Consider the following 24,987-nt stretch of genomic DNA (forward strand, 5'->3'; position numbering starts at 1 on the left):
GCCGGGAGCGCCGAACCGGCCTGAAAGGGCCCGAACCGCCTGTCGCCCACAAAACGGGCGTCTTACGCCCGGAAGATTCCTCGCATCCGCTCGGAATGACAATGATTGATTGGCGACCCAACGACCGGACTCGGGGGTCGGGAACCTTTCACTTTTGATTGGCGACCCAACAACCGGGCTCGGGGATCGAGGAGGGAGCGCCTGCGACCCCCCGACCGGACTCGGGGACGTGAGCGGCAAGCCGTTTTGCGGCGTTCCGGAAAATAATTGTGAACTATGAATTCATCACAAGGTCGAGGCAGCTGCGGACGATGGCGGCGCTTTCGCGCACCTCCTCTTCGGAAATCGTGAGGGGCGGCGAGATGCGGAACGCCGTATCGCAGTAGAGGAACCAGTCGCTCAGAATACCCGCCTCGCGGAAGAGTTCCATCATGCGGTACAGGCGCTCCGAAGAGCCCAGTTCGACGGCCAGCAGCAGCCCTGCGCGACGGATTTCGCGCACCGCGGGGTGGTCGCCCAGGAGCCGCTCGTAGAGCGCCCCTTTGGCTTCGACCTCTTCGACCACGCGGTATTCGACCAGGTAGTCGAGCGCAGCAAGCCCCGCGGCACAGCAGACCGGATGGCCGCCGAACGTGGTGATATGCCCCAGCACGGGAGCGGTTTGGAGGGTGTCCATGATCTCGTGCCGGGCGACGAACGCACCCAGCGGCATGCCGCCCCCGAACGCCTTGGCAAGACACAGGATGTCGGGCGTCACACCGAATTTCTGCATGGCGAACAACTCGCCCGTGCGGCCCATGCCGGTCTGGATTTCGTCGAACACGAGCAGCGCTCCGGTTTGGTCGCAGCGGCGGCGCAGGGCCTCGAGGTAGCCGGTAGCCGGTAGCCGGACGCCAGCCTCGCCCTGCACGGGCTCCGCGACGACGCAGGCGGTATGGCGGTCGATGCACTCCAGCGCGGCGAAATCGTTGAACTCGATGGCTTCGCAGTCGGGCAGCAGGGGCCGGAATGCGTTTTTCCACTCCTCGCCCTCGGGCGCGCCCATCAGGCTCATGGCCCCGTGCGTCGAGCCGTGGTAGGCACGGCGCATGGAGATCAGCCGGGTGCGGCCCGTGAAGCGTTTGGCGAGTTTCAATGCCCCCTCGATAGCTTCGGCACCCGAATTGACGAAATAGACGCTTTCGAGCCCGTCGGGAAGCAGCGATGCCAGGCGCGCGGCATAGCGCACCTGCGGGGTCTCGACCAGCTCGCCGTAGACCATCACGTGCATGTAGCGCGCGGCCTGCTCCTGCACGGCACGCACCACGGCGGGGTTGGCGTGGCCGACGTTGCTCACCGAAACCCCGGCTACCAGGTCGAAATAGCGTTTGCCCGCGGGCGTGTAGAAGAACGAGCCCTCGGCCCGCGCGACCTCGACCAGCAGGGGCGAGGGCGAGGTCTGGGCCACATGGGCAAGAAATTGGTTGCGGAGCGTTTCCAAAATGGCGAATTTTGAATGGTGAATTATCAATCGGCGAACCGGCGGGCGAGGATTTCATCCGCATCCCGCACGCTCGTACGCATCCAGCGCAGCAGCACGGCGGCCTGTTCGTCGCCACTCAGACGCCAGCCGGGGACCGTCTGCCGCATGCGCTCCGAGAGCATGTAGATCAGGATGGCCGCCGAGGCCGAGACGTTCAGGCTCTCGACCATGCCGCACATGGGGATGCGCAGGAACGAGTCGGCCGACGCGATCGCCTCGTCGGAGATGCCGGCGTGCTCGGTGCCGAAGACCAGCGCAAAGGGTCCCTCGGCCACGTCGAACGTCTCGGGGGTCGTGTCCTCGCGGTGGGGCGTGGTGGCGACGATGCGGTAACCTGCGGAGCGGAGCGCCGCAAGGGCCTCGGCCGTCGAGGCGTGGCGCTCGACATCGACCCAGCGGTCGGTGCCCCGCGCGATGTCGGGGTTGGGTTCGAACGGACAGAGGGTCTCGACGGTGTGCATCCGCTGCACGCCGAACGCCTCGCAGTGGCGGATCAGCGCGGCGGCATTCTGCCCGTGGTACATGTTCTCGGCCAGCACGGTCATGTAGCGCGTGCGCATCGCCGCCGTGCGGCGAAAGAGAGCGAAACGCGCGGGGGTCATGTACTCCCGCAGGCAGTCGATGCGGGCGGCCAAATCGTCGGTGTGTGCGCACACACCGGGGTTTTCGGGCCGCTCCGGCCCGTCGGCGGAACGGGTGCGGGTCGCCCTATTTTCGGTATTTTTCATCTTCGTCGAGGATCTTCAGGTAACTTTCGTAGCGCGACAGGGCGATTTCGCCGCTGCGCACCGCCTCCACCACGGCGCAGCCCGGTTCGTGGGTGTGGGTGCAGTTGTAGAAGCGGCAGCCGCGGCCCGTGCGCATCATCTCGGGAAAGTAGTGCCACAGCTCGGCCGCATCGATTTCGAGCAGGCCGAAGCCCTTGATGCCGGGCGTGTCGATCACCGCGCCGCCCTGAGCGAGCGGGTACATGGTCGAAAAGGTGGTCGTGTGGCGCCCCTTGCGGTGGCTTTCGGAGATTTCGCCCGTGCGGATGTCGAGCCCCGGGTCGATGGCCCGGACCAGCGTCGACTTGCCCACGCCCGAGTTGCCCGACAGGAGCGTCGTGCGGCCGCGCAGCAGCTCGCGCACCGTCTCGACCCCTTGGCCCGTAGCGGCCGAGACCTCCTCGACGCGGTAGCCGATCCCCTCGTACACCGCCCGGAACGACCGGAGCGCCTCGGGCACCTGCAAGTCGCTCTTCGACAAGAGGATCACGACCGGGACCTTGTAGGCCTCGCACGTCACCAGAAAGCGGTCGACGAACTCCGCGGCCGTCGCGGGCTGGCGGAGCGTGACCAGAAGCAATGCCTGATCGAGGTTGGCGGCGATGATGTGCGATTCGCGCGAGAGGTTCGAGGCGCGGCGGATGACATAGTTGCGGCGCGGAGCGATGTCGGTGATCGTATGGTCGCCGTTGGCATCGGTCTCGCACGTCACCCGGTCGCCGACCACCACGGGGTTGGTCGCACGCGAACCCCGGAGGCGCAGCCGCCCCCGGATGCGGCAGCGCAAGGTCGTGCCGTCGTGCAGCACGTCGTACCAACTGCCCGTCGCCCGGACCACCACACCAGTAAAGGGGTTTTCCATCGTCTATTCGTTTTTCACCTGTTCGCCGACCCGCTCCAGAAAGGGCAGCACGTGCTCGGAGAGGCGCAGGACGGGGCCGTAGGTACGCGAGCGTTCGATCGTCCCGGGTCCCACCAGCGAATAATCGGCGTTCAGCGAGTCGAAAGCCGAGAAGAGGACGCTCAGTACAAGCAGGTATTTCAAAACCGATACCGCAATGCCCAGCACGATATCGGGGAGGCCGAAGCCGGCGAAATGGAAGAGTTTGCGCACCAGCCGTGCCGCCACGGCTACGGCCAGGATGACCAGCAACAGCACGACCACGAAGCCGCCCGCTGCCGAGACCGCCTCGTCCAGCCCGAGCCACTCGCCCACGGCGGCGCCGTAGCGCGCCGCGAGCCAGATGCCGGCGACGATACCGGCCAGCGAAAAGACCTGCACGATGAAACCTTGCCGCCAGCCGTTCCACACGGCCAGCAGCAGTACGATTGATGTAAGGAGGTCGATCGAATTCACGGGCGTTTCGGATTGTGCCGGTAAAGATACGAATTTTAACGACACGCCCCAAAGGCGTCCGAATGACCTATATTAAATAAGAAGCGGCGGCGCGGCTCAGCGAATAACATCTCGCAGACTGACACACAATGCATTACAGATAATGCAGATGGTCTTGACCGTCAGGTTGGTCCGTCCGGCCTCGATGCGGCTCAAATTGGAACGTTCCATGTCGCAACGGTAGGCCAGCTCCTGCACGGTCAGCTTGCGTTCTTTGCGCAACTCCTTGATTTTGTTCGAAATATAAACTATCTCTTCCTGGTAATCGATCCCCATTTCAAAAATTTCAGCAAAAATTTTGTTATGCAAATTTTTATATTTACATTTGCACCATGCGTATCATATATGATACCAACCGAAATGAGGCGGAAACAGTTAACAAATTGATAACTAAACACGAAACAAAACTCTATTCAATTCACTTTTACTATGAAAAACAATTTCTTCCGGAAAATTCCGATCCTGTTCCTCACCGGAACCATGCTTCTCGGCGTCGGTTGTAAGGATTACGACGACGACATCGATTCGATCAACAAAAAGATCGACGACATCGAAAAGGTCAAGCTCCCCGGTATCGAGGAGCAGATCGAAAAGGTAAAGGCATCCATCCCCGACATCTCGCAGCTCACCTCGGATGTCGCGAAAGTGCAGAAAGACCTCGGCACGGCCTCGGCGACGCTTTCGAACCTCAAGACCACCGTCGACGGCCTGCCCGCCAAATTCAACGAGCTGACGGCGAAATTCACCGAAGTCAACGGAAAATTCACCCAGATCGGCCAACAGATCGCTACGCTCACCACGGACTTGGGCAAGGTCGAAGAGGAGGCCAAGAAATACAGCGCCGACAAGGCCGGCCTGGCCACGGCCGGAGACATTACCAAGCTCCGCTCCGAGCTTCAGGACAAAATCGCCGCGCTGAACACTACGCTGACCAATTCGTATGCCCTGAAATCGGACCTCGACGCTTACCTCCGGGAGGGCGCTCTGGACGGCTACCTCCAGGAGGGCGACCTGGCCGGGAGCGAGACCATCAAGGCGATTGAGGAGGCTTTCAAGAGCGCCGATAAGACGCTCTCCTCATCCATCTCGGATCTCGACGGCAAGATCGACGACCTCAGCGCCAATATCGCATGGCAGGGTAAGACGTTCGATCAGTATGTGACGGAGCTCGGATATGTGAAGACCGTCTACACCGACGAAGATGCCCAGCAGGCCGCAATCGACGCCATCACCAAAGACAACCAGAAATACAACGAAACGTATGTGAACGCCCTGGTCGATCTGGTGAACAATGCCGTGGGCAACAAAGACGGCGAGAAAGTGATCAAGGTTTCCGATCTGGCCGCCCGCCAGAAAGAGTACAAGGAGGCACTCGATGCACTGACGGCCCGCGTAGACGCACTTTCGGTCAAGGTCGAAGACCTCGTCAAACGCATCCAGAGCATCCAGTACGTTCCCGACTACGACGACGGCAAAGCCACGGTGGCTTACTCCATGATCGGGGACGAGATCATTTACAGCGAGGTGAAGATGACCTACGAGGTGCGTCCGGCCGACGCAGCCAAGACACTGGCGGGCTTCTTCCACAACGGCAAGGCATCCTATTTCTCGTACAAGCTCGAGCAAGTCGCTACCCGTGCAGCTGCTCCCGCCCTGAACATCATCGACATGAAAGCCGACGAAACCGGCCGCTTTACCGTAACGGCCACCGTAGCGGATTTCGCCGAGGGATTCACCGCAGCCTCTCCGACCGTTTCGTACAGCGCCGCGCTGAGCATCGAGGTTCCGAATACCGAGGAGGAGGGGAAAGAACACGCCGACGGGATCAGCCGCACGACGGCCTACACCAACCTGACGCCCAAAGCCGACATGGTGCTGGTATATGCACTGAAGAACACCACCGAGGGATCGTCGCAGATCGTCAAGGAGGGCCAAAGCGTCGACCCGCTCCACATCGAGTTCGACAATACCGCCGGTGTGAAACCGATGGCAGCCTACGCACCCGTTTATTGCGACACGCAAAACGGCAATAAACTCTACACGGCCGAAGAATTGGCCGAAAAAGGTTACACCGTGGCAGCATACAGCGGATTCGAGGTTGCATACACGATCAAGGACAAGACTCCCGAGGAGGTAACCGAAGCGGAAAAGAGTCCGTTCGCCGTTACGGAGGGGGACGACCCGGCTTCCTACATCGTGGCGATGAAGGCATCGCAGACGGCCGAAGTCAAAGGTTACACCTGGACGGGCAATTGGGTATTCAAGTTCGGCGAAGGCGAACTGAAAGTCTCGAACGTGATTACCGTAGGCGGCACCGTCGTCAACCGCACGATGGCCGACCAGACGCTGGTATGGAACTACAACCGGTCCGCAGCGAACGCATACGACAGCCAGGTAGCGGTAATCAGCCCGATCGCGCTGGGCAGCGACGGCAAGTTGAGCACCGAACACGTTTCGTTCAAGGCCATGCTCTCCGCAAATCCGAACTCGACGACGATCACCGTAACGGAGATCGGCCAGGAGAATGCCATCGGGAATGCAGCCACGATCGAAGCGGCAGGCGATGGCGACGACGCCAACAAGGCCAGGATCCTGTTCGCCGCGAATAAAATCGAATGGGGCAAGAGCTACAAGGTCGCAGCCAAATACGAATTCGACAACATCACCTACAACCTGACCCTGGCCAGCGTCGAACTGGATGGTCCGTCGGCCGAGGAGCGCGCTCTGAAGATGGATCTCGCACCCCGGGATCTGGTGATCGACAAGGGCACGGGCGATATTGCAGAAGAGGCGTACGGCGTCGACCAGCTTTACACGGCCAACAAGGCGATGATCGACAAGTATTTCGGTGAAGATGCAGCGGGCAAGGATGCCCAGAAGCACTTTGCAGCGATGCTCTCCGACGCTGTGGCCGCAGCCGACTACGGCACGCCGACGACCGACCGACCGGCTCCTACAGCGTCCCCGGCCACGGAGCCCGCGTATGTGGAGCTGACGGATGCCAGCACCAAACTCATCATCGCCGCAACGGCTACCCCTGCTACGGACGCACCCTATGTAACCGCACAGGCACAGGTCGGCAGCAACGATGTAGCGAAGATCGGCGAGGGGTACAAGGTCACTTACAAGACCACTCTGTCCAAGGAGTTGAACGGCATGGCATTCTCGGTCGAGTTCAACAACACGGTAACGCAGAAGCTGCCCAAGATCGAAATCGCACTCGACCCGGCTTCCGCACCCGAAGGAAAGACGAATTTCGACGCCGTATTCACCGACAACGTATTCGGTCTGTCGAAAGCCAATTTCCCGACCTATTTCATCGTCAAGGTGAGTGACAAGGAGATTGCCGCACCCGAATTTCAGGCCAACGGTATCGAGCTCGACTACGGCGACGCTACCGTCGCCAGCGACGGCACACTGACCTACGAGGGCAAGAAGGAATCGGTCGAGGTAACGGCTACCGTCGAGTACCACGGTATCCTGACGGCCCGGAGCCAGCAGATCACGGTGAACCGGCCCTACGCTATCTTCAAGAACATCAAGTTCGACGACAAGCAGACCGTGAAATACGTTCCCGGCGACAAGCAGGCGATCATCAACCTCGAGAAGAAGTACCTGAGCGTATCCGACAACGACGGCAAGGAACTCATCATCGAGAACGGTGACGGTTCCGAAATCTTCGCAGCAATCGCCGCTCAGAACGGCAAACCCGCAAGCGAGGTCTACGGAGCAGAGGTCATCGTGGGCGATCCCGTAATAAGCCTCGCAAACGGCCAGCCGGTATCTTCCACCACGACCGCAACGAAAGCCCGATACGCGATTACGGTCAATTATCCCGAAACGGCAGGCGCCGAGTTCAAACTGACCATCCCGGTTACGATCAAGAGCAAGTACATGGACGATCAGAAAGGCAATATCGTCATCAAACTCGTACCCGAGGCCAAATAAGCGATCCACCCCGCCCGCGCCTTTCGGCTCCGAGGAGCCGGCGGCACAGGGCAGCGACATACGGTGAACGACAAGCGTTGGTTTGGCTGCTCACCTCGGCGCGCACCGTATGACGGCAGGCCGGCTCTCTGGAGCCGGCCTGTTTATTTTTTGTATGCAGGGTTTGGTACTTGCGTCCGACTTGCGCTACTTCGGCTGCGCCTCAGATAGGCGGCGCCCCGGCAAAATCAAATCTCCGTTTGCTTTTGCTCCCGGCTTGCACTATCTTTGCACAAAACACGCTGCACGCATGAAACGATACCTGGCAACCATACTGCTCCTCGCGGCCGTGCTCCCGCTCCCAGCCCGCGAGGTCTTCCCCCTGAACGAGGGGTGGCGCTTCTTCTTCAAGTCGGAGAACAGCTCGGACAACGCCCGCCACGTCACCCTGCCCCACAGCTGGAACACCGATCCGCTGGCTGCGGGCTACTTTCTCGAAACCACCGGAAACTACCGCAACAACATCTACATCCCCTCGGAGTGGGCCTCGAAGCGCATCTTCGTGCGCTTCCACGGGGCGCAAAGCGTCGCCGACCTCTTCGTCAACGGCAGCCACGCCGGGACGCACCGCGGCGGCGGGACGTCTTTCGCATTCGAAATCACGGACCGCATCCGCTTCGGCGCCGACAACTCCCTGCTCGTGGTGGTCAGCAACAACAGCCGCAACGACGTGCTGCCCGCTTCGACCGACGCCAACCCCTACGGCGGCCTCTACCGCGAGGCGGAGCTGATCCTGACCGAACAGACCGCCATTTCGCCGCTTTACTACGCCTCGGACGGCGTGTTGGTGCGACCCGAACGGGTCGATGCGGAAAAGGCCGAGGGCGAGATCGAGGTGCACCTCACCGCCCGCGGCGAGGGCAACTGCACGCTCACGGTCGAGATCGCCGCGCCCGACGGCCGCACGGTCTTCAGCCGGCGCCAGCGGGCCAAGATCGACGGGAAACCCGTCATGGTGCCTTTCACGGTCGAGAATCCGGCGCTCTGGAGCCCCTCCTCGCCCGCACTCTACACCGTCACGGCCACCCTGGGCGAAGAGAGTTCCACGGAGAGCGTTACCGTGCGCACGGGATTCCGCTCGATCGGCGTGGCCCGGGCGGGCGGACTGCTACTGAACGGCGACACGACGCAACTGAGGGGCGTCGTGCTCTACCACGACAACGCCCTGTCGGGCGGTACGCTCACGGCCGAGGATTACGACGCGGACCTGCGGACGATCCGCGACCTGGGCGCTACAGCCCTGCGTTCGGCCGTCATGCCGCACGATGGCTACCTCTACGACCGCTGCGACGAAGAGGGCCTGCTGGTGTGGATCGATGCGCCGCTGCACCGTTCGCCGTTTCTGAGCGACGTGGCCTACTACCCCACGCCCGCGTTCGAGCAGAACGGACTGGAGCAGCTACGCGAAATCGTCATCCAAAACCTGAACCACCCGTCGGTGGTCATGTGGGGGCTCTTCTCGCGGCTCTGGACGCGCGGCGACGACGTGCAGCCCTACCTGCGGCGCCTGAACGAGACGGCGCACGCCCTCGACCCCTCGCGTCCCACGGTGGCGTGCAGCGACCAGAACGGCGGTATCAACTTCATCACTGACCTGATCGTCTGGCGGCAGGACGTGGGCTGGAACCGCGGTTCGACCGACGACGTGGCGCTCTGGCGCGACCAGCTGCAAAAAAACTGGTCACACCTGCGCTCGGGCGTCTCCTACGGCGGCGACGGTTTCATCGGACACAAGAGCTACACGGCACAGGCCACACCCCGCTCGAACTGGATGCCCGAGGAGCGGCAGACGCGGTTCCACGAGGAGTACACGAAGAATTTGCAGCGGGATTCGCTCTTCTGGGGTGTCTGGATCGAAAACCTGTTCGACTACGGCTCGGCGCGCCGCCCCTACGGGATCAACGGCATGGGGCTGGCGACGCTCGACCGCCGCGAACGCAAGGACGCCTACTACCTCTACCGGGCGTTGTGGAACCGGGAGCAGCCCACGCTCCACATTGCCGACAAACACCGCCAACTGCGCGACGCGCCCCGGCAGGCTTTCGCGGTCTACTCGTCGGTCGGAACGCCTCTGCTCACGGTGGGCGCCGACACGGTGGCACTCACGGAGTACGCACCCTGCCAGTACCGCTCGGACAGCATCTCCGTCACGGGGTCCGTCACGGTCCGCGCCCGGGCCGGAGCGCTCGCCGACAGCGTTACGCTCCGGGCAGGCAATGTCCTAAGACCGAAACGGCTGCCGGTCCCTCGGCGAACAACAGGTCCGCAAACGACAGATTAGCTTCGAAAGGCAGGCGGTCCGAAAAGACCTGCACATAGGGCTCGGCGACGAACGCCGGGTCCTTTGCGTATCCGGCGGTCTTGGGCCGCAGGTCGCGGTCGCCGGGCCCGGCCTCGACATAGGTGCTGCTCACCGCGGGCATGGGCACGCGCGCCAGCGTGCAGAGGGTTTCGAGCAGCGCGAGGTCGTAGTCGGCCAACAGCTCGAACTCCCGGCGGTAGAACGGCTCCAGGGCATCGGCATAGAAATCGAAATAGGGCGAGGATTTGTAGGAGGCGACCAGCGCGCCCCAGTGCTGGTGCTGCCAGCGTTTGGAGTAGTCGAGCCGCACCTGCCGCACGGGAGTTCGGGGACGGTTGGCGTGCCGGACATGGACCGTCAGCTCCATTACGCCGTCCGGGGCGAGGATGCGCGCCCGGTTGCGCTCGGAGCGCTTCACGAAATGCTCGCCCAGGTCGACGATGCAGCCGCCGCGCATGAGGTGGGCGAAATATTCGACCGAGGGGAGGTAGGCGGCAGGGAGGATCGTCATGGCTCCACCCAATGGCCGTTGGCCCGGATCAGTTCGACCAGACGGTCCAGCGCCTCCTCCTGCGGGATGTTGCGCGCGACGACCGTGCGGCCCTTGTAGAGGGTGATGCGGCCCGGGGCGGCGCCCACGTAGCCGTAGTCGGCGTCGGCCATCTCGCCCGGGCCGTTGACGATGCAGCCCATCACGCCGATGCGGAGGTTCTTCAGGTGCGACGTCCGCGCGCGGATGGCCGCCAGCGTGCCTTCGATGTCGTAAAGGGTGCGACCGCAGGAGGGGCAGGCGATGTATTCGGTGCGGGAGAAGCGCAGGCGGGCGGCCTGGAGAATCATCAGCTCCACGTCGCGGATTTCCGCCTCCGAATAGCCCGGCGCGTCGATCCAGATGCCGTCGGCCAGGCCGTCGAGCAGCAGCGGCCCCAAGTCGGCGGCGGCCTTGACGGCCACCGTTTCGAGCGTCGGCTCCTCGTAATGGCGCTTGACGACCACCGGTTCGTCGGCGGTTTCCAGGTTGAGAATCGCGGCCCGCAGTTCGGCCGTCGGGTTGCCCGAAAGGGCCTCCAGCACGCGGAAGCCGTCCAGCGGTTCGGTGTGGACGACGGGAACCGTCACGCGGCTGCGGCGCCGGTAGACGGTCGGGGAGTAGCGTTCGGGGTGCCGGACCTCGAATTCGCCCGGGCGGTCGGCGAAATGATCCACGAGCAGCTGCGCCACGGGGATTTCATTTTCGGGGGCTTCGGTGAGCGAGACGCGGATCGTGTCGCCGATGCCGTCCGCGAGGAGCGCCCCGATACCTACGGCGCTCTTGATGCGCCCCTCCAGTCCGTTTCCGGCCTCGGTGACGCCCAGATGGATGGGATAGTGCATCTCCTCCCTCTCCATCGCCTCGACCAGCAAGCGGTAGGCGGCCACCATCACCCGCGTGTTCGACGATTTCATCGAGACGACCACCTGATCGAACTCCAGCCTGCGGCATGCCCTGAGAAACTCCATCGCCGAGACGACCATGCCCTCGGGCGTATCGCCCCACCGGTCGACGACCCGCCGGGCGAGCGAGCCATGGTTGACGCCGATGCGCAGCGCGACGCCCCGCTCGCGGCACTGCGCGACGAGCGCCTCGAACTCCCCGCGGTCGGAGCGGTAGTTGCCGGGATTGATGCGCACCTTGTCCACGTATTGCGCCGCCACGGCGGCCACCTCCGGGAGAAAATGGATGTCGGCCACCACGGCCGTGTCGAAGCCATCGGCGCGCAGCCGGTCGACGATCCGCCCGAGGTTCTCCGCCTCGCGGCGTCCCTGCGCCGTCAGGCGGACGATGCGCCCCCCGGCGCGGTCGATCCGCTCGATCTGGGCCACCGACGCTTCGGTGTCGTTAGTGTCGGTATTGGTCATCGACTGCACGGCCACGGGGCGGCCGCCGCCGATCACCACCCGCCCGATGCGCACGGCGCACGTCGGGCGGCGCGAAAATTTCGAAAGATTCATGGACGTTGCCGATTTGCACGCAAAGGTAGGTAAAAATATCGTATCTTTGCGACGATGGACGGCTTGATGACGGACATAAAATTCGTCGCCGGCGTGGGCGAGGCGCGCGCCCGGCTCCTCGAGAGGGAGCTGGGCATCCGCACGGTGGGCGACCTGATGAGCCACTACCCATTCCGCTACATCGACCGCACGCGCGTCTACCGCATCGCCGAGATCGCCGAGGGCGGACCCACGCTCGTGCAGTTCCGCGCCCGCGTCACGGGCGTAAGCTATGCCGGCACCGGGCGCAAACGCCGCTTCACGGCCTATGTCCAGGACCCCTCGGGGCAGGCAGAACTGGTCTGGTTCCAGGGGATCAAGTGGATCGAAAAGCGGGTGGAGACGGGGCGCGAATACCTCGTTTTCGGGCGTCCGTCGTTCTTTCGCGGCGAGCTGCGGATGGCCCACCCCGAGCTGGAGACCGTCGAACAGGCCCTTTCGCGCAAGGCCGAAAGCGGCATGCAGGGCATCTACCCCTCGACCGAAAAACTCTCGAACGTCCTGGGCGCCAAAGGGATGTACCACATCGTCTGCAACGCCTGGACGCTGGCGCGCGACCGCATCGCCGATCCGCTGCCCGCGGAACTGCGCACCCGCTACGGGCTGATCCCCTTGCGCGAGGCGATCTACAACATGCATTTCCCCCAGTCACCCGAGCTGCTGCGGCAGGCGCAGTACCGGCTGAAATTCGACGAACTGTTGGGCGTGCAGCTCAACGTCCAGGCGCGCCGCACCGAGCGCCTCTCGAAGAGCAACGGCTTCCTCTTTCCGAAAGTCGGGGGCGTCTTCAACACGTTCTACAACGAGCAGCTCCCGTTCCCGCTCACGGGGGCCCAGAAGCGCGTCATCCGCGAAATCCGGCGCGACACCGTGACGGGTTACCAGATGAACCGCCTCTTGCAGGGCGACGTGGGCAGCGGCAAGACCCTCGTGGCGCTGATGTCGATGCTGCTGGCCGTGGACAACGGATTCCAGGCCTGCATGATGGCCCCCACGGAGATTTTGGCCCGCCAGCACTACGCCACCATCACCCGCATGCTCCGTGACCTGCCGGTCCGCGTGGCCGTGCTGACCGGATCGTCCAAGGCCCGCGAGCGGCGCGAGGCACTCGAGGGGATCGCTTCGGGCGAGGTGCATATCCTCCTGGGCACCCATGCGCTGATCGAGGAGCGCGTGCAGTTCTCGAACCTGGGCTTCGTGGTGATCGACGAACAGCACCGCTTCGGCGTCGAGCAGCGCGCACGGCTCTGGACCAAGAACGCGCAGCCGCCGCACGTGCTGGTGATGACCGCCACACCCATTCCGCGGACGCTGGCCATGACCCTGTACGGCGATCTGGACGTATCGGTGATCGACGAGCTGCCCCCGGGCCGCCGGCCGGTCAAGACCGTGCATTACACCGATGCGGCGCGGCTGCGCCTGTTCGGTTTCATGAAGCAGGAGATCAAAAAGGGCCGCCAGGTCTATGTCGTTTACCCGCTGATCAAGGAGTCGGAGACAATGGACTACAAGGACCTCACGGACGGCTACGAGGCCATATCGCGCGACTTTCCGCTGCCGGAGTACGTCACGGCGATCTGCCACGGCAAGATGAAGGCCGCCGACAAGGAGGAGTCGATGCGCCAGTTCAAGTCGGGCGAGGCGCACATCCTGGTGGCCACGTCGGTGATCGAGGTGGGGGTCGACGTGCCCAACGCCACGGTGATGGTGATCGAGTCGGCCGAGCGGTTCGGCCTGTCGCAGCTCCACCAGCTGCGTGGCCGCGTCGGGCGCGGCGGCGAGCAGTCGTACTGCATCCTCATGTCGGGCGAGAAGCTCTCCAAAGAGTCGCGGGCGCGGCTGGAGGCGATGTGCCAGACCAACGACGGCTTCCGCCTCGCGGAGCTGGACCTCAAGCTGCGGGGCTCGGGCGATGTGAACGGCACCCTCCAGAGCGGCATGGCATTTGATCTGAAAATCGCCAATCCGACGCAGGATATTCAGATATTGACCCTCGCGCGCGAAGCCGCCGCCGCGATTCTCGCCGCGGACCCGGGTCTCGGAAGCCCCGACAACCGGGGGCTCGAAGCGCTCCGCAGACGCTACACGGGCCGCGAAGAGCTTGATTTTTCGCGCATTTCGTAATATTCGGCCCTCAAAACACGTTAACCCATAAACATGCCTACACAGATGAAACGTTTTTTGCTCATCATACTGCTTCTCGCGGCCGCCGCACCCCTCCCGGCACAGCTCTACCACCCCGGCGAGGTGCTCGACTACCGCGTGAGCTACCGGGCCAAGATGTTCCCCAACACCGAGGTGGGGAGCGTCGTGGTCCGCACGACCGCCGAGCCCTCGCCCGACGGCGAGGCGTTCTACAAGGTCGTGGGGATCGGCCGCACGCTGCCCACCTACCGCTGGTTTTTCAACCTCGAGGACATCTACACCATCTGGGTCGACACGCAGACCCTCCGGCCCGTGCGCTTCCAAAGCGACATTCACGAGGGCGACTATACGTTCGAGAGCTATTACACCTACAACTGGGCCGACTCGACGGTCCGCACCCGCTGGCGCAGCCGCAAGCGGCCCTTTTCCGAAAAGTCGATGCCCCTGACGGCCGAGAGCATGGACGCCATCGCCCTCTTCTTCAATCTGCGCACGGCCGCAGCCGAGAGTTTCCGCGAGAACGAACCGGCCACGCTCCAAATGCTCCTGCAAGACACCATCCGCCACCTGCAATACCGCTTCCTGGGGCGCGAAACCAAGAAAATACGCAACATGGGCCGCTTCAGGGCGTTGAAATTCGAGTGCCAGCTGGGCACCTCCGAGGGTTTTTCGTTCACCGACGGCACGGTCTTCACGATCTGGATCTCGGACGACGAGAATAAAATCCCGCTCTACATCGAATCGCCCGTCAAGGTGGGCAGCATCAACGCCTACATCTCCGGCTACAAGGGGCTGAAATACCCCTTGACCAGTCTTATCAAGTAGCGCTGGGAATCCCTTGCTTCGATCGGATTTTTTCGTATATTTGTGCGATACGGCAGATTCGACTATCTTTGTCCCAAAACAGAACCGACCATGGAAGAGAACAGAACAAGTTACGACCCCTCCGAGGAGGAGGATTTCGACTATACCGCCCCGCAGCCCGACCCCGGAAAATCGATCCGCGGCTACCGCATCGTCATCATCATCCTCTCGGTGATACTGGTGGCGCTGTCGGTGCTCTATTTCAGCATCCACCGCCAGCAGATGCTCGACAACGAACTGTTGCAGGCCGACCGCGACTCGATCCAGAACGACCTGGGGCGGCTGATGACCGACTACGACAACCTCCAAAGCACCAACGACACCATTTCGGCCAACCTCTCGTTCGAGCGCGAACGGGCCGACTCGCTGATGACGCGCCTCAGAAAAGAGCGTTCGTGGAGCCTGGCGAAGATCAAGCAGTACGAAAAGGAGGTCGGCACGCTGCGCACCATCATGCGCGGCTATATCCGGCAGATCGACTCGCTCAATACGCTCAACAAGCGGCTTATCAGCGAGAACGTGACGTTCCGCAAGGAGATTTCGTCGGCCCAGCTGCGGGCCGAGATGGCCGAGGAGAAGGCCGCCGAGCTGGACAACAAGGTCAAGGTCGGGGCCGTGATCCGCGCCCGCGATATTCGCATGACGGCGCTCAACGACCGCAGCAAACCCGTCTCGCGGGTGAAGAACGCTTCGCGCCTCAGGGTCGATTTTACCCTCACGGCCAACGAGCTGGCCACGCCCGGCAACAAGGCCGTCTACGTGCGCATCACCTCGCCCGACGGCTATGTGCTGACCACCGAGGCCATGCCCACGTTCGAATTCGAGGGCGAGCGCCTGAGCTACTCGGCCATGCGCGAGGTCGACTACCAGAACCAGGACCTCGACGTGGGCATCTACTACAATTCTTCGGGATTCACGGCCGGCACCTACCTGGTCGAACTCTACTGCGAGGGCCGTCTGATCGGCTCGTCGCAGGTGGTGATGAAATAAGTCAGCCGATGCAAAAGGGTGCTTTTATGAAACGGAATTGAACGAACCTTTTTTCTCCAGTTGAATATCCAGCCAAAAAGTGGGTGACGCCGCATTTTGGGACGGGAAAGGAAACTTTCCCGTTTTTTTGTTTTTTGATCGGAGCGGCTGTGGCGGAATACGCCTTGATGTCCGTTTTCCAATCAGGCAGCATTAGATAGCCAGCGAGAGAATTCAACGTATCAATTTCCCTTGCACGCGGCAAAATAAAGCCGCCCCAACGTGTTGGGGCGGCTTCGAGCCGAAACCGGGACTTGAACCCGGGACCTCTTCATTACGAGTGAAACGCTCTACCAACTGAGCTATTTCGGCTTTCGGAAGACACGAGGGTCTTCTGTTCGGAGTGCAAATATCCGAAAAAAATTTATTTCACGCAACAATTTTGAAAAAAATCTCGCATTTCTTGTTATCTTCGCGCAAAACTGACCCGGCTATGATTACTTTTCTGGTGTGCCTGGCGTTGCTGGTCACTGCTCATTTCACCTACGGGCGTTATCTCGAACGGCTCGTGGCCGTCGATCCCGCGGCTCCGACCCCCTCGAAGCGCCTCTACGACGGGGTGGATTACGTGCCCCTGCCGCGCTGGCGCATCTTTCTGATCCAGTTGCTCAATATAGCGGGTCTCGGTCCGATCTTCGGCGCCGTGCTGGGCGCCGCCTACGGTCCGGTGGCCTTTCTGTGGATCACCCTGGGCGGCATCTTCCTCGGCGCGGCCCACGATTTCGTCGCCGGGGTCATTTCGCTGCGTCAGGACGGGGCCAGCCTGCCCGAGAGCGTGGGCCGCTACCTGGGCGGGGGCATGAAGCTCGTGATGCGCCTCTTCGCCGCCGGGCTGATGATCCTGGTAGGGGCCGTCTTTCTCTCGCAGCCCGCGGCGCTCGTGGCCGCCCGGCTCGACGTTCCGGCGCTGGAGGGCATTGCGTTCGGGAATTTCTCGTGGCTGCTGCTTGCGGTGCTGGGCGCGATTCTCATCTACTACATCGCCGCCACGCTGCTCCCCGTGGACAAAATCATCGGCCGGATCTACCCCCTGTTCGGCTTCGCGCTGGTCTTCATGGCGCTGGCTATTCTCGCGGTGCTGCTTTTCAGCGGCCGTTATACCATCCCCGAATTCACCTCTTTCCGCAACTGCATCGCCGACGCCCGGGCTTTCCCCATCGTACCGATGCTCTTCACGACCATCGCCTGCGGCGCCATCTCGGGCTTCCACGCCACGCAGTCGCCCCTGATGGCCCGCTGCATCGAGAGCGAGGGCGCAAGCCGCACGGTCTTCTACGGCGCCATGATCGCCGAATCGATCATCGCCCTCATCTGGGCCGCCATCGCCATGGCGTTCTGGGGCAACGTCGGGGGGCTCAACGGCGCCATCGCCGCATACGGCGGCCAGGCGGCCGTGATGATCGACGCGATCGCCAATGAGACGCTCGGTCCGGTGCTGGCTTCGGTGGTCATCTTCGGCGTAGTGGCCTGCGCCGTCACCTCGGGCGACACGGCGTTCCGCTCGGCGCGGCTGATCGTCGCCGATTTCCTGGGCGTCGGGCAGCGCTCGCTGCGACGGCGCATCTACATCTCTGTTCCGCTCTTCGCGCTGGGACTCGTGATTATCTTCGCCCTGCCGTTCCAGGCCATGTGGAGCTATTTCGCGTGGATGAACCAGACCCTGGCGGCCATCACGCTCTGGATGATCGTCGCCTACCTCCGCCGGCGCGGCCGCGGAGTGTGGGTGGGGCTCGTTCCGGCGCTCATCATGACCTACGTCTGCTCAAGCTATGTCTTCGTCTCGCCGCTCATGTTCGGCATGCAGAACCGGACGGCCGCCTACTGGCTGGGCGGAGCCGTGACACTTGTTATTCTCCTTTTGATGATCTTCAAATTGCGGCGCGATGCAAAAGGCCACGCTTAACCCCACGCCCGAACAGACGTTCGAACTGGTGGGCGAGGGACCCTGGAATTTCACCAAAGTGCTTGCCCGAGTGCGCGAAATGCAGGCCGCGGGGGACATCGAAGGCGCCTGCAACACCCGCTACCAAGCCTTTCAGCGGCTTGCCGAGGTGATTCCCGACGACGACGAGGTCACCCTCGAGTGGTCCCACGCCAATTCGCGCGCAGCGCTCGAACTGATCCACGCCTCGGCCATCGACCACTTTCTGATCAACGATTTCGAACTGTCGGCCGCCCTCTTGGAGATGCTGCTCGAACTCGACCCCGAGGACCACCTCGAAGCGAGTCAGCTGCTGGCGTTCGACTACCTGGCCATGGACGAGCAGGAGTTGTTCGACGAGGTGATCAACGACGTGCCGGATCGGAGTGCGGGCCGCGGTGTGCTGCTTCTGTGGGCCGGTTACCGCCGCAACCGCCGGCTGCCCGAGGGAGAACTGAAGCATTTTCGGGAGCATTTCGCCCCGTTCTTCGCCGAATTCACGGCCAACGAGCACCCGGCCGACGAGGCCTACCTGCGCGACATCGAGAGCGAGCGCCCCTCGGCCGCGGCGCAGGCGCGCGAGCTGTGGTTGCAGACCGAGAATCTGTGGGTCCTCTGGCCGGGATTCATCGACGCACTGCGTGCTGCGGCACGTTGACTCGGCGCGTAACCCGCGCCCGGAACAGGCGGCTGCGAGATACCGGCATTTCGGGTATCTGCTGTGGCATTGCGGAGCGTCGGCGGCCGGGAATACGGGTGAGGCGGGGTCGCAGGAGGAAAGTGGCGATTCCGTGCCCGGGTTTCATGGGCCGTTATCCGTTTTTGCGTACCAACTCCCGGAAGCAGTGGCGGCAGATGGGTTCGTAGGAGTCCTGGGCGCCGAGCATCACCTGCTTGTCATCCTCAGTGAGGCGGTGGGAGTGGTGGGCCAGGTTGCCGCAGCGGACGCAGATGGCGTGGACCTTGGTGACGTATTCGGCCGTGGCCATCAGCGCGGGCATGGGCCCGAACGGTTTGCCCGTATAATCCATATCCAGCCCCGCGACGATCACGCGGACGCCGTTGTCGGCCAGCCGGCGGCACACCTCGACGATGCTCTCGTCGAAGAACTGCGCCTCGTCGATCCCCACCACGTCCACGTCGGAGCTCATCAGCAGGATGTTCTGCGGCGAATCGACCGGCGTGGAACGGATGGCGTTGGCATCGTGCGAGACGACCTCCTCGTCGGAGTAACGCACGTCGATGCGGGGTTTGAATATCTCGACCCGCTGGTGGGCGAACTGGGCCCGCTTCAGGCGGCGTATCAGCTCTTCGGTCTTGCCCGAAAACATCGAGCCGCAAACTACTTCGATCCAGCCTTTCTTGCTGGCATTTTCCAAAAACATTTCCGTATCTCCGTTTTATTCGTTTCCTGTTTTCTCCCGATCCCCGAGCTCAGTCGCGGGGTCGCAAGCCAAAACATAATCAGCGGAAGATCCTCGTCGCTGACGCTCGCTCGGGATGACAGTTATTTATTATCTTTTTACCTTGCCCCTGCGACCCCTCGACTGAGCTCGGGGATCGAGAATGGAGCATTTCTCACCGGATAACACTCTTTCGCCTTTTTGCGGCTACTCGTCGATCCGGGTGATCCGTGCGCCGAGGGCGTTCAGACGCCCGTCGATGTCCTTGTAGCCGCGGTCGATCTGGTCGATGTTCTGGATGGTCGAGACCCCCTGGGCCGACATGGCGGCGATCAGCAGGGCCACGCCGGCGCGGATGTCGGGAGAGGTCATGCGCGTGGCCCTCAGGCAGATGCGGTGGTCGTGGCCGATGACCGTGGCGCGGTGAGGGTCGCAGAGAATGATTTGAGCCCCCATGTCGATCAACTTATCGACGAAGAACAGGCGGCTTTCGAACATTTTCTGGTGGATCAGCACCGCGCCGTTGGCCTGCGTGGCCACCACCAGAAAGATCGACAGCAGGTCGGGCGTCAGCCCCGGCCAGGGGGCGTCGGCGATGGTCATGATCGAACCGTCGAGGAACGTCTCGATGCTGTAATGCTCCTGTTGGGGGATATAGATGTCGTCGCCGCGCTGCTCGAACCGGATGCCCATGCGCGCGAACTGCGCGGGGATGATGCCCAGGTTCTCGTAGGAGACGTTGCGGATCGTCAGCTCCGAACGGGTCATGGCGGCCATGCCGATGAAGCTGCCCACCTCGATCATGTCGGGCAGCAGCGTGTGCTCCGTGCCGCCGAGCGACTCCACGCCCTCGATGGTCAGGAGGTTCGAGGCGATGCCGCTGATCTTCGCGCCCATGCGGTTGAGCATCCTGCACAGCTGTTGCAGGTAGGGTTCGCACGCGGCGTTGTAGATGGTCGTGGTGCCGCGCGCCAGCACGGCGGCCATGACGATGTTGGCCGTACCCGTCACCGAGGCTTCGTCCAATAACATATAGGTGCCTTTGAGCGGGCGTCCCTCGACCATGAAGAACTCGTCGGCCATGTCGAAATTGAACCGGGCCCCCAGCTTCTGAAAGCCCAGAAAGTGGGTGTCGAGCCTGCGGCGGCCGATCTTGTCGCCGCCGGGCTTAGGGATGTAGCCCACGCCGAAGCGCGCGAGCATGGGGCCGATGAGCATCACCGAGCCTCTGAGGCGCGTGCAGCGCTGGCGGTAATCGTCGCTGCGGAGGTAGTCGAAATCGATCTCCCGGGCGCGGAACGCATACGAGTCCTCCGTCAGGCGTTCGACCTCCACGCCCATGCGTCGCAGCAGTTCGATGAGCTGGAAGACGTCGAGTATCTGGGGAATGTTGCGCACGACGACCCGCTCGGACGTGAGCAGCGTGGCCGAAAGGATTTCGAGCGCTTCGTTCTTGGCGCCCTGGGGCGTGATCGTTCCGTGGAGGCGTCGGCCCCCTTCGACTTTGAATACTGCCATGCGATGCGGGTTTTCGGGCGTGCCGAACGGTTCGGCATGCTGGACAAAGTTAAAAAGTTTCGCCCTTTTTCCCCGGCTTTTTGAAATATTTTCGACAAAAATTTTTGCAGATCGTATTTTTGTTGTACTTTTGCAATCCGTAAAAATGTCTAAAACAACAAAAACGAGATAGCTATGGCAATGAAGAGAACTTACCAGCCCTCGCGCCGGAAAAGAATCAACAAGCACGGTTTCCGTACCCGTATGGCTACGGCGAACGGTCGCAAGGTGCTGGCCGCACGTCGCGCAAAGGGCCGCAAGAAGCTGACCGTGTCGGACGAATCGACGTTCAAATACGCTTAATTCCTCTCGACCAACCAGAGACAAGTCGGCTTTCGGGCCGGCTTTTTTCGTATCCCTGCATTGAGATGAAACTTATCACCGAACGCCTGCGGCTCAGACCGTGGCGGGAGTCGGATGCCTCCGAACTGTTCGAATATGCCCGCGATCCGCGCGTGGGCGGAGCTGCCGACTGGCCGCCTCACCGCTCGGTGGAGGAGAGCCTGGAGATCATCCGCACGGTCTTCGCGGCCGAGGAGATGTATGCCCTCGAGCTGCTCGAGACGGGGCGCATCGTGGGCAGCATCGGCCTCTTGCGCGGTGCGGCGAGCCACCTCGCGCTTCCCGACAGCGAAGCCGAGGCGGGCTACTGGATCGGCGTGCCTTTTTGGGGGCAGGGGCTGGTACCGGAAGCGCTCCGGGCGCTGCTGCGTCATGCTTTTGTGACGCTCGGCCTCGAGGCCGTCTGGTGCTGCGCCTTTACCGACAACCCCTCCTCGCTGCGGGTACAGCAGAAATGCGGGTTCCGTTACATGCGCCACGAAGCCGCCGAGCCGGAGCGGCCCGAGGGCTGGAAACGCGACGTATCGGTCATGCGCCTGTCGCGCGAAGAGTGGTCGCGGTCCGATCTTTCGCTGCGGCGGGCCCGCGAGGAGGACATTCCGCTCCTCCGCACCCTCGCCGCCGAGGTCTTTCCCGCGACCTATCGTTCGCTGCTCGCGCCCGGACAGCTCGACTACATGATGGCGTGGATGTACGGCCCCGAGGTCTTGCGGCGCGAACTGGAGCAGGGCGTGGCGTGGTTCGTCGCCTCCGCCGGCGGCGAGCCGTGCGGCTACATGTCGGTCGAACGGCAGGGAGACGACCTGTTCCACCTGCATAAAATTTACGTCCTGCCCCGTTTCCAGGGGTCGGGCGCGGGCGCTTTTCTGTTCCGTCACGCCGTCTGCCATATCCGGCAGCTCCATCCCGCCCCTTGCCGCATGGAGCTGAACGTCAACCGCCGCAACCCGGCGCTCCGTTTCTATGAGAAGATGGGAATGCGCAAACTCCGCGAGGGGGATTTTCCGATCGGGGAGGGCTTTTACATGAACGACTATATCCTCGGGCTGGAGATCGGGTAGACCTGACAAGGGCGGCCCTGGAGGGCCGCCCTTGTCGTATCGCTGCCGGCGGGATTATCCCCGGCTCTCCATGCTTTCGGCCGTGGGGTTGATCGTCACCACGTCCTCCACGACTTTCTCGTCCGAGACGGGGTCGTTCTTCCCGGTGGGTGCGATGGGGCCCCGGGCGATGAGCACATCGTCGGGCGTGAGCTGGGTCACGGTGCCTATCGAGTTCGTTGCGGGGTCCTGCGAGGGCTCGTCCGCGTGCGGCTGTTTGTCCGGTTCTACCATGTCTGTCTTGTTTACGGTCTCTCCGTGCAAAGGTCATACCACCCCAGGGCACCTCTTGTTCCCGCTCGTTTCCACCGCAAAAAAGAGGCGCACCCGCCATGCAGGTGCGCCCCGGAATGGCTCCGGCCGAAACGGATTATTCGTCGTCGGTGTCGGTGTAGGCTTTCAGGAGCTTCTCCTGCACGTCTGCGGGCACCTGCTCGTAAGAGGCGAATTTCATGGTGTAGGTGGCCGATCCGGAGGTCAGCGACGAGAGCGTGGTCGAGTAACGGTACAGCTCGGCCAGGGGCACGGTGGCGTTCAGGCGGTCGAAGCCCTTGTCCGACTCCATGCCGGCGATCATGGCGCGGCGGTTTTGGAGGTCCGACATGACGGCGCCCATGTAGTCGCTCGGCACCAGCACCTCGATGTTGTAGATCGGCTCCATGATCTTGGGCCCGGCGTTGCGGAACGCCTCCTTGAATGCGTTGCGGGCGGCCAGTTTGAACGAAATTTCGTTCGAATCCACCGGGTGCATCTTGCCGTCGTAGACCACCACGCGGATGTCGCGGGCGTACGATCCGGTCAGCGGGCCCTCGTCCATCTTCTCCATGATACCCTTGAGGATGGCGGGCATGAAGCGCGCGTCGATGGCGCCGCCCACGATCGCCGAGTAGAATTGGAGTTTGCCGCCCCACGGCATGTCGTACTCCTCCTTGTTCTTGACATTGACGACCAGATCGCCCTTGCCCGGCACCTTGTAGTTCTTCGGCTCGGGCATGCCCTCGGTGTAGGGTTCGACGATCATGTGCACCTCGCCGAACTGCCCGGCGCCGCCCGACTGCTTCTTGTGGCGGTAGTCGGCCTGCGCGACGCGGGTAATGGTCTCGCGGTAGGGGATCTTGGGGGCGATGTATTCGTACGCGAGTTTGTTCTCGGAGAGGATACGCGTTTTGAGGATGTTCAGATGGTGCTCGCCCTGGCCCTGGATGATGGTCTGCTTCAGCTCCTTGGAGTACTCGACCAGGATGGTCGGGTCCTCGAACTTGGCTTCGTTGAGTACCTTTCCGAGCTTCTCCTCGTCGGCCTGGTCCTTGCATTTGAGTGCTGCGCGGTAGCGCGGTTCGGGGAATACGATCGGTTCGATCGTCACGGGAGCCGCCGGAGCCGCGAGCGTGTCGTTGGTGCGCGTGCCTTTCAGTTTCACGGTGCAGCCGATGTCGCCCGCGGATAGTTCCGTAACTTTCACGCGGTTCTTGCCTGCCACGGCGAAGAGCTGCGAGAGTTTCTCCTTGTTGCCCGTGCGGGTGTTCACGAGCTCGGTGCCCTCGGTGATCCGGCCGCGGATGACGCGGAAATAGGTGATCTCGCCGATGTGCTGCTCGACCTGGCTCTTGAAGACGAACGCCACGGCGGGCGCCGCCTCGTCGGCTGCGATCTCCTCGCCCTCGGTCGAGAGGAACGCCGGAGCTTTCTGCGGTCCGGGGGCGACGTTGATGATGAACTCCATCAGGCGCTTGGTGCCGATGTCGCGCTTGGCCGAGGTGCAGAAAATCGGCATGACCTCGCGGCGCGAAACACCGATTTTCAGTCCCTGCCGGATGTCGTCCTGCGTGAGCGTGCCCTTGTCGAAATAGAGCTCCATGAGGGCTTCGTCGTGCTCGGCGGCCATTTCGACCAGTTCCTTGTTCAGCTCCTGGGCGCGCTCCAGCTCTTCGGCCGGGATGTCGAGCTCCTCGCGGTGGCCGTCCTGATCCTTGAAGCGGTACATCTTCATCAGCAGCACGTCGATGAAAGCGTCGAATCCGGGGCCCTGGTTGACGGGATACTGCACCAGCACCGGCTTCACGCGCGACGAGGCCTTGATCGACTCGAACGCCGTCTCGAAGCTGGCCTTGTCGGCGTCGAGCTGGTTGATGACGCCGATCACCGGCTTCTGGAGGATGCGGGCGTAGCGGGCCTGGATCTCGCTGCCGACCTCCCAGCCGTTGACGGCGCTGAAGAGGAAGACGCCCACGTCGCCGACCTTGAAAGCCGAGAAGAGGCTGCCGCAGAAATCGTCCGATCCGGGGCAGTCGATGATGTTGAGCTTGCGCTCCATGAATTCGGTGAAGAGGATCGTGGAGTAGATCGAGCGTTTGTATTCGTGCTCGATGTCCGTGTTGTCGGAGAGGGTGTTGCCCGTCTCGATACTACCCCTGCGGTCGATGACTTTCCCCTCGTAGGCCATCGCTTCGGCAAGGGTAGTTTTTCCCGTGCCGGGCGCGCCGATCAGTACGATGTTCTTGATCTCTTTGGCTGAATAATTTTTCATATTCCGTTGTGGTTTTAAGGTTTTCGTGTTTTAGCCGACTATAAATATACGAATATTTTGGCATAAACAAGAAAAATCACCCGCCGCCGAGTGA

Annotated in this window: 20 protein-coding genes, 1 tRNA gene and 1 pseudogene; 10 read left to right on the plus strand and 12 right to left on the minus strand. The window is 62.4% G+C overall.

Translation table 11 applies throughout. From position 1 onward, the window contains the following. Positions 1 to 274: 274 nt before the first annotated feature. The 5 genes from ACMQ11_RS10925 to ACMQ11_RS10945 all read right to left on the minus strand — a co-directional run bounded on the left by ACMQ11_RS10925 (position 275) and on the right by ACMQ11_RS10945 (position 3,994). Complete coding sequence (locus ACMQ11_RS10925; RefSeq protein WP_418993032.1) at positions 275 to 1,483, minus strand: aspartate aminotransferase family protein; 1,209 nt, start codon at positions 1,481 to 1,483, stop codon at positions 275 to 277. A 23-nt stretch (positions 1,484 to 1,506) separates the two neighbouring features. Then, a complete protein-coding gene (locus tag ACMQ11_RS10930; RefSeq protein ID WP_418993033.1) occupies positions 1,507 to 2,124 on the minus strand; it encodes a TrmH family RNA methyltransferase in 618 nt (205 codons plus the stop codon). Positions 2,125 to 2,230: 106 nt separating this feature from the next. Further along, a complete protein-coding gene (gene rsgA, locus ACMQ11_RS10935) occupies positions 2,231 to 3,151 on the minus strand; it encodes a ribosome small subunit-dependent GTPase A (protein WP_418992810.1) in 921 nt (306 codons plus the stop codon). A 3-nt stretch (positions 3,152 to 3,154) separates the two neighbouring features. Then, entirely contained in the window at positions 3,155 to 3,646 is a 492-nt protein-coding gene (locus ACMQ11_RS10940; RefSeq protein ID WP_418992811.1) for a CvpA family protein, read from the minus strand. A 96-nt stretch (positions 3,647 to 3,742) separates the two neighbouring features. Continuing rightward, complete coding sequence (locus ACMQ11_RS10945) at positions 3,743 to 3,994, minus strand: helix-turn-helix domain-containing protein (RefSeq protein ID WP_418992812.1); 252 nt, start codon at positions 3,992 to 3,994, stop codon at positions 3,743 to 3,745. Between the two features lie 120 nt (positions 3,995 to 4,114). Between ACMQ11_RS10945 and ACMQ11_RS10950 the strand changes: the two genes are divergently transcribed. Together ACMQ11_RS10950 and ACMQ11_RS10955 are read left to right on the plus strand one after the other, a co-directional pair. After that, a complete protein-coding gene (locus ACMQ11_RS10950) occupies positions 4,115 to 7,633 on the plus strand; it encodes a hypothetical protein (protein ID WP_418992813.1) in 3,519 nt (1,172 codons plus the stop codon). Positions 7,634 to 7,922: 289 nt separating this feature from the next. Continuing rightward, complete coding sequence (locus tag ACMQ11_RS10955) at positions 7,923 to 9,953, plus strand: glycoside hydrolase family 2 protein (RefSeq protein WP_418992814.1); 2,031 nt, start codon at positions 7,923 to 7,925, stop codon at positions 9,951 to 9,953. Here ACMQ11_RS10955 and ACMQ11_RS10960 read toward each other — a convergent pair. Together ACMQ11_RS10960 and ispG are read right to left on the minus strand one after the other, a co-directional pair. Continuing rightward, positions 9,871 to 10,485 carry a WbqC family protein gene (locus ACMQ11_RS10960; protein WP_418992815.1) on the minus strand — a complete coding sequence of 205 codons (615 nt, stop codon included), beginning with the start codon at positions 10,483 to 10,485 and terminating at the stop codon, positions 9,871 to 9,873. The genes ACMQ11_RS10955 and ACMQ11_RS10960 overlap by 83 nt on opposite strands. Next, a complete protein-coding gene (gene ispG, locus ACMQ11_RS10965; RefSeq protein ID WP_418992816.1) occupies positions 10,482 to 11,966 on the minus strand; it encodes a (E)-4-hydroxy-3-methylbut-2-enyl-diphosphate synthase in 1,485 nt (494 codons plus the stop codon). The genes ACMQ11_RS10960 and ispG overlap by 4 nt, the downstream gene beginning before the upstream one ends. Before the next feature lie 54 nt (positions 11,967 to 12,020). On the opposite strand from ispG, the gene recG reads away from it, so the two are divergent. The 3 genes from recG to ACMQ11_RS10980 all read left to right on the plus strand — a co-directional run bounded on the left by recG (position 12,021) and on the right by ACMQ11_RS10980 (position 16,004). Further along, positions 12,021 to 14,129 (plus strand): ATP-dependent DNA helicase RecG, encoded by a 2,109-nt coding sequence (gene recG / locus ACMQ11_RS10970; RefSeq protein ID WP_418992817.1) that lies wholly within the window; start codon positions 12,021 to 12,023, stop codon positions 14,127 to 14,129. A gap of 45 nt (positions 14,130 to 14,174) precedes the next feature. Next, positions 14,175 to 14,975 carry a DUF3108 domain-containing protein gene (locus ACMQ11_RS10975; RefSeq protein ID WP_418992818.1) on the plus strand — a complete coding sequence of 267 codons (801 nt, stop codon included), beginning with the start codon at positions 14,175 to 14,177 and terminating at the stop codon, positions 14,973 to 14,975. Positions 14,976 to 15,065: 90 nt separating this feature from the next. After that, on the plus strand, positions 15,066 to 16,004 hold the full coding sequence (locus ACMQ11_RS10980) for a hypothetical protein (RefSeq protein WP_418992819.1): 939 nt from the start codon (positions 15,066 to 15,068) through the stop codon (positions 16,002 to 16,004). Positions 16,005 to 16,282: 278 nt separating this feature from the next. Here the strand turns inward: ACMQ11_RS10980 and ACMQ11_RS10985 are convergent. Then, positions 16,283 to 16,355, minus strand: a tRNA-Thr gene (locus tag ACMQ11_RS10985). A 121-nt stretch (positions 16,356 to 16,476) separates the two neighbouring features. On the opposite strand from ACMQ11_RS10985, the gene ACMQ11_RS10990 reads away from it, so the two are divergent. Both ACMQ11_RS10990 and ACMQ11_RS10995 read left to right on the plus strand, forming a co-directional pair. Then, positions 16,477 to 17,946 carry a carbon starvation protein A gene (locus ACMQ11_RS10990; protein ID WP_418992820.1) on the plus strand — a complete coding sequence of 490 codons (1,470 nt, stop codon included), beginning with the start codon at positions 16,477 to 16,479 and terminating at the stop codon, positions 17,944 to 17,946. Continuing rightward, positions 17,927 to 18,622: a tetratricopeptide repeat protein gene (locus tag ACMQ11_RS10995; protein WP_418992821.1), complete on the plus strand. Its 696-nt coding sequence runs from the start codon at positions 17,927 to 17,929 to the stop codon at positions 18,620 to 18,622. The genes ACMQ11_RS10990 and ACMQ11_RS10995 overlap by 20 nt, the downstream gene beginning before the upstream one ends. Before the next feature lie 154 nt (positions 18,623 to 18,776). Here the strand turns inward: ACMQ11_RS10995 and ACMQ11_RS11000 are convergent, their stop codons facing one another. Continuing rightward, complete coding sequence (locus tag ACMQ11_RS11000; protein ID WP_418992822.1) at positions 18,777 to 19,349, minus strand: thymidine kinase; 573 nt, start codon at positions 19,347 to 19,349, stop codon at positions 18,777 to 18,779. Positions 19,350 to 19,574: 225 nt separating this feature from the next. After that, entirely contained in the window at positions 19,575 to 20,885 is a 1,311-nt protein-coding gene (gene murA / locus ACMQ11_RS11005) for a UDP-N-acetylglucosamine 1-carboxyvinyltransferase (protein ID WP_418992823.1), read from the minus strand. 180 nt (positions 20,886 to 21,065) lie between these two features. Between murA and rpmH the strand changes: the two genes are divergently transcribed. From rpmH to ACMQ11_RS11020, 3 genes and pseudogenes are all read left to right on the plus strand, one after another. Then, a complete protein-coding gene (gene rpmH, locus ACMQ11_RS11010) occupies positions 21,066 to 21,227 on the plus strand; it encodes a 50S ribosomal protein L34 (RefSeq protein ID WP_295915963.1) in 162 nt (53 codons plus the stop codon). Positions 21,228 to 21,292: 65 nt separating this feature from the next. Continuing rightward, positions 21,293 to 21,721, plus strand: a pseudogene (locus tag ACMQ11_RS11015) (GNAT family N-acetyltransferase); the annotation flags it as partial. Between the two features lie 75 nt (positions 21,722 to 21,796). Continuing rightward, positions 21,797 to 22,327: an N-acetyltransferase family protein gene (locus tag ACMQ11_RS11020; RefSeq protein ID WP_418993034.1), complete on the plus strand. Its 531-nt coding sequence runs from the start codon at positions 21,797 to 21,799 to the stop codon at positions 22,325 to 22,327. A gap of 54 nt (positions 22,328 to 22,381) precedes the next feature. Here ACMQ11_RS11020 and ACMQ11_RS11025 read toward each other — a convergent pair whose 3' ends face one another. Together ACMQ11_RS11025 and ACMQ11_RS11030 are read right to left on the minus strand one after the other, a co-directional pair. Beyond that, complete coding sequence (locus ACMQ11_RS11025; protein ID WP_418992824.1) at positions 22,382 to 22,600, minus strand: hypothetical protein; 219 nt, start codon at positions 22,598 to 22,600, stop codon at positions 22,382 to 22,384. Positions 22,601 to 22,736: 136 nt separating this feature from the next. Beyond that, positions 22,737 to 24,893 (minus strand): elongation factor G, encoded by a 2,157-nt coding sequence (locus ACMQ11_RS11030; RefSeq protein ID WP_418992825.1) that lies wholly within the window; start codon positions 24,891 to 24,893, stop codon positions 22,737 to 22,739. Positions 24,894 to 24,987: the final 94 nt, after the last annotated feature.

The organism is Alistipes sp., assembly GCF_048465575.1.
Lineage (GTDB): Bacteria > Bacteroidota > Bacteroidia > Bacteroidales > Rikenellaceae > Alistipes.

Excerpts from the sequence above, each read along its gene's own strand:
- ACMQ11_RS10995 (WP_418992821.1), top strand. The coding sequence starts at position 17,927 with ATGCAAAAGGCCACGCTTAACCCCACGCCCGAACAGACGTTCGAACTG.
- murA (WP_418992823.1), bottom strand. The coding sequence starts at position 20,885 with ATGGCAGTATTCAAAGTCGAAGGGGGCCGACGCCTCCACGGAACGATC.
- ACMQ11_RS10955 (WP_418992814.1), top strand. The coding sequence starts at position 7,923 with ATGAAACGATACCTGGCAACCATACTGCTCCTCGCGGCCGTGCTCCCG.
- ispG (WP_418992816.1), bottom strand. The coding sequence starts at position 11,966 with ATGAATCTTTCGAAATTTTCGCGCCGCCCGACGTGCGCCGTGCGCATC.
- ACMQ11_RS10960 (WP_418992815.1), bottom strand. The coding sequence starts at position 10,485 with ATGACGATCCTCCCTGCCGCCTACCTCCCCTCGGTCGAATATTTCGCC.
- rpmH (WP_295915963.1), top strand. The coding sequence starts at position 21,066 with ATGAAGAGAACTTACCAGCCCTCGCGCCGGAAAAGAATCAACAAGCAC.
- ACMQ11_RS11025 (WP_418992824.1), bottom strand. The coding sequence starts at position 22,600 with ATGGTAGAACCGGACAAACAGCCGCACGCGGACGAGCCCTCGCAGGAC.
- ACMQ11_RS10975 (WP_418992818.1), top strand. The coding sequence starts at position 14,175 with ATGAAACGTTTTTTGCTCATCATACTGCTTCTCGCGGCCGCCGCACCC.
- ACMQ11_RS11000 (WP_418992822.1), bottom strand. The coding sequence starts at position 19,349 with ATGTTTTTGGAAAATGCCAGCAAGAAAGGCTGGATCGAAGTAGTTTGC.
- ACMQ11_RS10930 (WP_418993033.1), bottom strand. The coding sequence starts at position 2,124 with ATGACCCCCGCGCGTTTCGCTCTCTTTCGCCGCACGGCGGCGATGCGC.
- ACMQ11_RS10950 (WP_418992813.1), top strand. The coding sequence starts at position 4,115 with ATGAAAAACAATTTCTTCCGGAAAATTCCGATCCTGTTCCTCACCGGA.
- ACMQ11_RS11020 (WP_418993034.1), top strand. The coding sequence starts at position 21,797 with ATGCGCCTGTCGCGCGAAGAGTGGTCGCGGTCCGATCTTTCGCTGCGG.
- ACMQ11_RS10990 (WP_418992820.1), top strand. The coding sequence starts at position 16,477 with ATGATTACTTTTCTGGTGTGCCTGGCGTTGCTGGTCACTGCTCATTTC.
- ACMQ11_RS11030 (WP_418992825.1), bottom strand. The coding sequence starts at position 24,893 with ATGAAAAATTATTCAGCCAAAGAGATCAAGAACATCGTACTGATCGGC.
- rsgA (WP_418992810.1), bottom strand. The coding sequence starts at position 3,151 with ATGGAAAACCCCTTTACTGGTGTGGTGGTCCGGGCGACGGGCAGTTGG.
- recG (WP_418992817.1), top strand. The coding sequence starts at position 12,021 with ATGGACGGCTTGATGACGGACATAAAATTCGTCGCCGGCGTGGGCGAG.
- ACMQ11_RS10980 (WP_418992819.1), top strand. The coding sequence starts at position 15,066 with ATGGAAGAGAACAGAACAAGTTACGACCCCTCCGAGGAGGAGGATTTC.